Raw genomic sequence first — 6,276 nt, forward strand, 5'->3', positions numbered from 1 at the left:
GTCCGATCCCGCCCCCCTCACCGAGGGGCTGACGCCGACCCGCAAGGTCGCCGCCTACGACGCGCCCGGCGGCCGGCCGCTCGCCTTCCTCGCCCCCACCATCAACGGCGTCGAGGTGACCGTGCCGATCGTCGAGCGCCGCACCGGCTGGACGGCGGTGCTGCTGCCCTCGGCCAACCGGCGGATCGCCTGGCTGCCGCCCGACGGCGGCTGGGCCACCGTGCCGCTACGCGACCAGATCGTGGTGGAGCGCCGGCCGCACCGGCTCACCTGGTACCGCGACGGCACCGCCGTGCGATCGTGGCCGGTCAGCCTCGGCATGCCCGGCCAGGAAACCCCGCTCGGGCGCACCTTCGTCCTCGGCCGCACCCCGCCGCCCGAGCCCGTGTACGGCGGGGTGGACGTCTTCGCCCTCGGCGCGATCCCCGACGACCCGGACGCCGTGCCCGCGAGCCTGGCCGGCGCGCACATCGGCCTGCACTCATGGCAGGACGACGACACCCTCGGCGAGGATGTCACCAACGGCTGTATCCGGCTGACCCGCAGCGGCCAGCGCCAACTGCTCGCCGAGGTCCGGCCGGGCACGGGGGTGCTGGTCGTCGACGCCCTGCCCACCCCGCTGCCGTCGCCGATCACTTCGATTGCCAGCTCGCCGTCCTCGTAGTCGCACCCGGCAGGATCGGGCGTCGGCGTGCCGTGCGAAGTTGGGGGCTGCGGTGTTGGTGAGGAACGGGTCACCCACCGCAAACCGCCGGGTTCACGCGGTTCCGCCGGTTCGCCGAGGCGCCGTTCAACCTGGTGTTCGAGGTGCGCCGTTGAGGAACGCGAGCACCGTCTCGCCCTGGCCGATGATGGAGTGGCCGACACCGGGCAGCAGTCGGACGTCGGCGTGCGGGACGGCATGTTCCAGCCGCCGCACGGTGTCTCGCGAGTCGAGCAGGGCGTCCCGTTCGCCGACGACGACGAGCACCGGCATGGTGAGGCGGGCCAGAGCGTCGTCGGTGAACACCGGCAGCTTCTCCGTGCGGGGATGGAAGTGGCGGTGGATGGTGTCCATGTAGTCGACCACCGGGCCCAGCCCGGTCCGGTTGAGGCCGGCCACCGTCATCAGCGTGCGGCGGCGGCCCCAGGCGCCGAACGGCCGGTACAGGAGTGCGGGCAGCAGCCAGCCGTACTTCTGCCGGCCGATCCCGCCCGGGCACAGGCACACCAGGCGCTCCACGCGCCCGGGCCGGCGGGTTGCGTAGTCGACGGCCAGCCAGCCACCGAGCGACGCACCGACCAGCGACGCGGCCTGCACACCAAGGGCGTCGAGGACGTCGTCAAGCCAGCCGGCGTACTCGTCCCCGCCGAGGGGTGGCCGGGCGGGGGCGCTGCGCCCGGCCTCGCCGACGACGTCGACCGCGTGGACCCGCGACCGTGCCGCCCACGCCGTTACGTCGCCGGCCCACATCATGGCGTTGGTGCCCGAGCCGTGCAGAAGAACCAGCGGCAACCCGTCCGCCGGGCCGCTGCTGATCACGAACGTGTCGCCGAGCCGGCTCGGCACGGTGCGCTGCTCGGCCGGCACGGGCCAGCGGCCCAACTGGTCGGTGTAGGCCGCCTCGACGGCGCGCTGGCCGGCGGGCGTGCGGTAGATGGTGGTCACTCGTCCTCCAGCACCAGAGCGAGCAGCCGCAGCGCGGCACCGACCCGGTTCGGCCCGCCGAAGAGGATCACCTTCAGCTCGGCGCGCTCCTCGTCGTAGATCGTCTGGACGCGCAGCGGCTCGCAGTCCTCCGTGCCCGCAGCCGCGCCGACCATGGCCCCGATGCGCCGCACGGTCTCCGGGCCGGCCGCGTCGACCTGCACGATCGTGGTGGTCTCGACCCGACGCACCCGGCGCACGGTCTCCCGGGCGGGCAGCGCCGGCGGCTGCCCGGTGAACTCCGCGAGGTCGGCCGCCGCGATTCGGTAAGACTTGCCCACCCGGGTGGCCGGCAACTTCCCGGCCCGGACGTAACCGCGCACCGTCTTGACGTGCAGACCGAGCAGGTCGGCCACCTCATCGACGGCGTAAAGCTGCTTACCACTCCCTATCACGCCCTAAATATAGGACGCATAGGGAGTGATAGACAACCCTGCGCCGATGCAACCACATGAGGAAGGGGCGGTTACCCCTCCCCGCCCAGGTTGCGCCACAGGAACTCCAGGGTCAGCGCCCACACGAACGCCCGCTGCGCGTTGTTCGCCGCCGCGCCGTGCCCGCCCTCGACATTCTCGTAGTAGGCCACCTCGTGCCCCCGCTCGCGCAGCCGGGCGGCCATCTTCCGGGCGTGCCCCGGGTGCACCCGGTCGTCGCGGGTGGAGGTGACGAGCAGCGTCGGCGGGTACGGCCGGTCGCCGTCGACGTTGTGGTAGGGCGAATACTCGCGCAGGTAGGCCCAGTCGGCAGGGTCGTCCGGGTCACCGTACTCGGCCATCCACGACGCGCCCGCGAGCAGCCGGTGGTAGCGCCGCATGTCCAGCAGCGGCACGTGCGCGACGACCGCGCCGAACAGCTCCGGGTAGCGGGTCAGCATCACCCCCGCCAGCAGGCCGCCGTTGCTGCCGCCCTCCATGCCGAGCCGCGCGGGGGTGGTGATGCCCCGGGTCACCAGGTCGGCGGCGACGGCGGCGAAGTCCTCGTACGCCCGGGGCCGGTTCTCCCGCAGCGCGGCCCGGTGCCAGGCGGGCCCATACTCGCCGCCGCCGCGGATGTTCGCCACCGCGTAGCTGCCGCCCCGGGCCAGCCAGCCCCGGCCGGTCACGCCGCTGTAGTGCGGCAGCTCGGGCACCTCGAAGCCGCCGTACCCGGTGAGCAGGGTCGGCCCGCCGGCCGCGCCGGGGTCGCCCACCAGAAAGTACGGCACCCGCGTCCCGTCGGCGGAGGTGGCAAAGAACTGGCGTTCGGTCAGGCCCGAGGCGTCGAAGAAGGCGGGTGCCCGCTTGAGCGTCTCGACCGGGCCGCCGACCTGCCCGAGCCGCAGCGTCGCCGGCTGCCGGAACCCCTCGGAGGCCAGCAAATACGCGTCGCCGACGTCCGGGTCGGTGTCCACCACCCGGCTGTGCTCGGACTCCGGCGCACCGGCCAGCGGCTCCCGCCGCCACCGCCCCGGCGAGCCGCAAGCGCCGACCGGGTCGGGGATGAGCATTTCCAGTCTGCTGCGCACGTCGGCGAGGGTGGCCAGGATCAGGTGGTTGCGGGTCCACGCGTGGTAGCTCAGCGCGGTGCGCTCGTCCGGCGTGAACAGCGTCGTCAACTCCCGCTCACCGGCGAGGAACGCGTCGAACCGGGCGGCCAGCAGCGCGCCCGCCGGGTGGGTGACGCCCTCGATTGTCCAGGCGGAGCGCAGCCCGATCACCAGCCACTCCCGGTGCGCGTCCCAGTGGGCGTCGGACGGCACGTCGATCCGTACCCGCTCTGCGGCCGGCGTCAGCAGGTACGCCTCGGACCGGAAGAAGTCGAGACGGCGGCCGACGAAGGTGCGCTCGTACCCGGGCGTGTGGTCGTGGGAGGCGTACGCGGAGACGTCGTCCTGTTCGCCCTCGAAGACGACCTCGGCGGACGCCAGCGGCGTGCCCCGCTGCCACCGCCGGATCACCCGAGGGTAGCCGGATGTGGTCAGCGACCCGGGCCCGACGTCGGTGGCGGCCAGAACGTGGTCGGCGTCGATCCAGCAGACCGCGCTCTTGGCCTCGGCCAGCGTGAAGCCGTCGGCGACGAAGGCCCGGCGGACCAGGTCGAACTCGCGCACCACGGTCGCGTCGGAGCCGCCCCGGGAGAGGCTGACCAGGCACCGGTCGTGCCCGGGGCGCAGCACCGTCGCCCCCTGCCAGACCCAGTTCTCGCCCTCCTGCGCGGCCAGCGCGTCGACGTCGAGCAGGATGTCCCACTGCGGCTCGGGCCGGCGGTACTCGTCGAGGGTGGTCCGCTGCCAGACGCCCCGGGGGTGGGCCGCGTCGATCCAGAAGTTGTAGTAGAGGCGGTCGCCGCGCCAGCCGGGGTAGGGGATGCGGTCGTCCGCGTCGAGCACCTCGCGGATCTCGGCCCGCAAAGCGGCGAACCGGTCGCCGCCGGTCAGCGCGGCCATGGTCTCGGCGTTGCGGTCGCGCACCCAGCCGGCGGCGTCCGGGCCGTCCAGGTCCTCCAGCCAGCGGTACGGGTCGTCGTCTTCATCGATCAGCCTCGTCACCTTTGCCACTATTCCCGGCCGGGTCAACCCCGACTTCCCGCCGGGTCAGCCCGGCGACGTCCGGGGCGAGGGGGACCATCGGCCCTGGCATGGCCGGCGTTTCGCGGGGTATGACGGGCAGATGAGGGCGAGTTTCCGGATCGGCCGGATCGCGGGCGTTCCCGTCGGGGTCAACTGGAGCGTCCTGGTCATCTTCGGGTTGATCGCCTGGGGCCTGGCGGCCAGCCAGTTCCCCCGGTCGTACCCGGACCAGCCGACCTGGGCGTACGTGCTCGCGGGGCTGAGCGCGGCGGTGGTCTTCTTCCTCGGGCTCCTCGCCCACGAGGTCTCGCACGCCGTGGTCGCCAAGCGCAACGGGCTGGAGGTCTCCGGGATCACCCTGTGGCTCTTCGGCGGGGTGGCCGAGTTGCGCGGGGAGGCCCGCGACCCTGGGGCGGAGCTGCGCATCGCCGGCGTCGGGCCGCTGGTCAGCCTGGTCATCGGCTTCTTCTTCGGCGGCGTCGCCGTGCTGCTCGCCCTGGCCGGGGTGGGCGGGCTGCTGCTCGGCGCGCTGGCCTGGCTGGCCGGCATCAACATCCTGCTGGCGGTCTTCAACGTGCTTCCGGCCGCCCCGCTGGACGGGGGCCGGCTGCTGCGGGCCGCCGTGTGGAAGGCCACCGGCGACCGGACCCGGGCGTCCGTGGTGGCGGCCCGGGCGGGCTGGGTCCTCGGCGCACTGCTGATCGGGCTGGGCCTGTGGCAGTTCGTGCGCGGGGCGGGGTTCAGTGGGCTCTGGCTGGCGCTGATCGGCTGGTTCCTGATCGGCGCGGCCGGGATGGAGGAACGGCACGCCCGAATGGGCAGCGCGCTGCGCGGGGTGCGGGTCGCCGACGTGATGACCCCGCAGCCGCAGACCGCCTCGGGCGACATGACCGTGGCCGACTTCGTCGACCACTACCTTTTCGCGTACCGGCACTCGGCGTTGCCGCTGACCGACGACGGCCGGCCGGTCGGCCTGGTCACCCTCGACCGGGTACGCGGCATCCCGGCCGAGGCCCGGTCGGCGACCACGCTGGCCGAGGTGGCCTGCCGGGCCGACCAGCTCGTGCTGGCCGACCCGGACGAGCAGCTCACCGACCTGCTGCCCCGGCTCAGCGAGTGCGCCGACGGCCGGGCGCTGGTGGTGGCCGGCGGGCGGCTCGTCGGGATCGTCTCGCCCAGCGACATCAGCCGGGCGGTGCAGCGCGGCAGCCTCCGCGACCAGTTGACGCCGACGCCCCGCTGAGCGGCCGGCCGGGGGTTCAGGAGTGCGGGCAGGTGTCGCGGTACTCCTCGATCGTGGCGTCGCGCGGGGCCGGGCAGAGGAACTGTTCGTAGCGGGTGTCGTCGTCCACGAACCGCTTCAGCCAGGAGATGCTGTACTTCGCCACGGTCACGTTCGACGATGTGGGCGCGGAGTGGCCGGCGGCGTTCAGCTCCAGGTACGCCTTGTCGAGGGTGGCCGGCAGGCTGGTGTAGAACGGCTCCGAGTGCGAGGCCACCGGGGCCACCGTGTCGTTCTCGGCGCCCACGACGAGGATCGGCACGCGTACGCCGGACCATTTCTTGACGGTGTGCCAGCCGGCCAGCGGAATCGCCGCCTGGAGCGCGGGCCGGGTGTTCGCCGCCGACAGGCTGCCGCCGCCGCCCATGGAGTGGCCCATCACGGCGAGCCGGTTGCGGTCGATGCGGCTGCGCACGGCGCTGGTGCCGACCAGGTAGTCCAGGGCCGCGAGGAGCTGGGCGCCCCGGCTCGCCGGCTGGTCGAACACCGAGAGGGTGTCGATGGTGACCACGACGAAGCCCTGGGAGGCGAGGCGGGGGCCGAGCCAGGCCACAGTGGACTGTGAGTTGGTGAAGCCGGGTGAGATGGCGATCGCGCCGAACGTCCCCTCGGCCGTGCTCGTCGGGTACCACACGGTTCCGCCGCCGAAGCCGGTCACGGCGGAGCGCGCGACGGTGAGCTGGGCGGTGGCGAACGGGCCGGTGGTCGCCTCGATGCTCGCCACGGTGGGGGCGGGGCCGCGCTCGTACGGGTTGGCGG

6 protein-coding genes are annotated in these 6,276 nt (G+C 73.5%); 2 read left to right on the top strand and 4 right to left on the bottom strand.

Annotated features, from left to right (window positions below; translation table 11 throughout):
- On the top strand, positions 1–664 hold a 664-nt coding region (locus tag E1258_RS28760; protein WP_132406652.1), incomplete at its 5' end, for a L,D-transpeptidase.
- 126 nt (positions 665–790) lie between these two features.
- Here E1258_RS28760 and E1258_RS28765 read toward each other — a convergent pair.
- The 3 genes from E1258_RS28765 to E1258_RS28775 form a co-directional block, all read right to left on the bottom strand.
- The gene (locus E1258_RS28765; protein ID WP_132406654.1) at positions 791–1,648 is read right to left on the bottom strand and encodes an alpha/beta fold hydrolase; all 858 of its coding nucleotides are present in this window, start codon (positions 1,646–1,648) and stop codon (positions 791–793) included.
- Entirely contained in the window at positions 1,645–2,082 is a 438-nt protein-coding gene (locus E1258_RS28770; protein ID WP_243715756.1) for a helix-turn-helix domain-containing protein, read from the bottom strand. Before E1258_RS28770 ends, E1258_RS28765 begins: the two co-directional genes overlap by 4 nt.
- A 71-nt stretch (positions 2,083–2,153) precedes the next feature.
- Positions 2,154–4,214: a prolyl oligopeptidase family protein gene (locus E1258_RS28775; protein WP_243715757.1), complete on the bottom strand. Its 2,061-nt coding sequence runs from the start codon at positions 4,212–4,214 to the stop codon at positions 2,154–2,156.
- A gap of 121 nt (positions 4,215–4,335) precedes the next feature.
- Between E1258_RS28775 and E1258_RS28780 the strand changes: the two genes are divergently transcribed.
- Entirely contained in the window at positions 4,336–5,478 is a 1,143-nt protein-coding gene (locus tag E1258_RS28780) for a site-2 protease family protein (RefSeq protein ID WP_132406658.1), read from the top strand.
- A 16-nt stretch (positions 5,479–5,494) separates the two neighbouring features.
- Here E1258_RS28780 and E1258_RS28785 read toward each other — a convergent pair.
- Positions 5,495–6,276 (bottom strand): dienelactone hydrolase family protein (locus tag E1258_RS28785; protein ID WP_243715758.1); only part of this gene is annotated, 782 nt, incomplete at its 5' end.

Origin of the sequence: Micromonospora sp. KC207, from assembly GCF_004348615.1 — a bacterium.
In the GTDB taxonomy this organism is placed as follows: domain Bacteria; phylum Actinomycetota; class Actinomycetes; order Mycobacteriales; family Micromonosporaceae; genus Micromonospora.